Raw genomic sequence first — 1,965 nt, 5'->3', positions numbered from 1 at the left:
TTGGCATCAACGACTCGACGCTGGGGAACTGGATGAAAAGGCGAAGAACAACAGCGAGAGCGAGGAGAAGCCGCTGTCGCTATCAGAGCGCGCCGAACTGATCGAACTACGCAAGAAATACGCGCAGGCGCAGATGGACAATGCCTTCCTAAAAACAGCGGCCTTCTTCGCGAGCCAGCATAAGTAAAATTCGATTTCATCGACGCACACGCTCCGAATACCCCGCCACCAGGCAATACATGGGTCTCGCATCCCGGACACCGTTGATACAGCGGGGTATCGCCAAGATCCGAGGCTACGGCTGTGCGCTCCGGAGGCTTCCACGGACGCTTCGCTGTCGGCCGATGCCCGGCGGCTGGCCGTGCGCCTCCTGTCCCGGCGCCGCGGAACCCGCCGCGGCCGGCACAAGCGGTGTCCGCGCGACGCATCCAGCGCTTCGCCGCTGGTCGCTATACGCTGGTGACCATGGTCGACTCCGGGGGTGTCTCGTCGCCCCGCTACCGGCGTCCGTACGCCGTCGCGGGCAGCCTCGACCTGCTCCGCGGCCCGGTGACCGGCGTGGTCCAGCTGCCCGCACACCTCGACTGGTCGGGTCACGCCGAATACGACCTGGACGCCCCGGGACGGATCATCGATCTCTACCGCGCCGTCCTCGTCGAAGCGGCTAACCCGCAGGACCTCTACGCCTACCTGAACGCAGCCGTGCTGCGCCGCCTCTGGGCGGTCCTTTGGCTACCGGCCCAACTCCGCCGGGCCTGGGATGAGAAGTTTCCCGTTCTTGCTGAAATCAGTCGAATTACCGCGATCGCCTAGAACTCATGGACGAAAACCACGAACGGATCACCCGAGTCGCACTCGCTGCGGGAAGACCGTACGGGCTTGCGCTCGCAGGTGGCTACGCCGTCCAGGCACACGGCATCGGTAGTCGCCCGAGCGGCGACGTCGATCTGTTCACCAGTTGGCGGCGACGGGACGAGTTCCCCGACCTGGTCACGGCTGTCATCGACGCGTTGGAAGAAGCGGGATACACGACGTCGATCGGGATGCGCGGCGAGACGTTCGTCCGAGTCATGGTGACCGACCCCGTCAACAGGCGGGCAGACAAGGTCGAAATCTCCGCCGACTGGCGTGCGCACGACCCGATCCAGCTCGACATCGGCCCCGTCCTGCACGCCGACGACGCCGTCGCCAACAAGATGTGCGCCCTGTTCGGCCGCGCCATGCCACGCGACTTCCTCGACGTCGACGCCGCCATCACCAGCGGCCGATACACCCGCGAACAGCTGCTCAACCTCGCCGCGCAGACCGACCCAGGCTTCGACCGCCTCATCTTCGCTGACGCCCTCGGCGCCCTCACCCAGATCACCGACACCGCCTTCGCCGAATACGACACCAAACCAGAAGCCGTCGCGGACCTGCGTCGACGCTTCGCCGAGCGGCGTCACCTCCTCCTCGCCAACCAGCCCCAGTGACAGCTCCTCGCCGCCCCAGCGACGGGCGCTCGATGGCGGCGGTGACTCTGGGGTGTGGAATCGTCCCTTCTGGTAACTGTCCGTAAGGGCGGTGGTAGGTGCGGCGCCGGTCCGGACGTCGAGCAGGGTCTGGAGGGTGCGTGTGTCCGCCGCTGCACGGCCAGCCGCCGCCCGTCCGCGGCCGGCGGTGGCGGTGGCGGTGGCGGTTCAATCGCCTACGATCACGGTCGCCAGAGGGGTCGAGGTGCCCGAAGCCGCCAGGTCTGCGGAACATTCGTTCGATCGGGTAGATGATGTGACGGTCGGCGTGGTCACTGGGTGTCGTCCCTGGTCAGGGCCCGAGTAGCGACGGGTCGGACGATGATGTCAGGGCCAGCAACCAAGATCAGTCGGTTCGGATGCCGCTGCACAGGGTCCACGCTCTCCCCTGCTGCTCGCTGATCTGACGATCAGCTTCGCCAAGTGCCTGAATCCGCAGGACCTTGGCCTCAAT

At 66.1% G+C, this 1,965-nt stretch carries 2 protein-coding genes and 1 pseudogene; all 3 read left to right on the top strand.

What is annotated here, in order from left to right; translation table 11 throughout:
* A pseudogene (locus MJ783_RS16700) lies at positions 1-187 on the top strand (hypothetical protein); the annotation flags it as partial.
* 224 nt (positions 188-411) lie between these two features.
* Positions 412-813 carry a hypothetical protein gene (locus tag MJ783_RS16695; RefSeq protein ID WP_239311373.1) on the top strand — a complete coding sequence of 134 codons (402 nt, stop codon included), beginning with the start codon at positions 412-414 and terminating at the stop codon, positions 811-813.
* A gap of 5 nt (positions 814-818) precedes the next feature.
* Entirely contained in the window at positions 819-1,472 is a 654-nt protein-coding gene (locus MJ783_RS16690) for a nucleotidyl transferase AbiEii/AbiGii toxin family protein (protein WP_239311372.1), read from the top strand.
* The last annotated feature ends 493 nt before the right edge of the window (positions 1,473-1,965 follow it).

It is taken from the genome of Protofrankia sp. Cj3, assembly GCF_917627355.1.
Lineage (GTDB): Bacteria > Actinomycetota > Actinomycetes > Frankiales > Frankiaceae > Protofrankia.
This window is presented reverse-complemented; position numbering and strand designations above follow the sequence as displayed.

Excerpts from the sequence above, each read along its gene's own strand:
- MJ783_RS16690 (WP_239311372.1), top strand. The coding sequence starts at position 819 with ATGGACGAAAACCACGAACGGATCACCCGAGTCGCACTCGCTGCGGGA.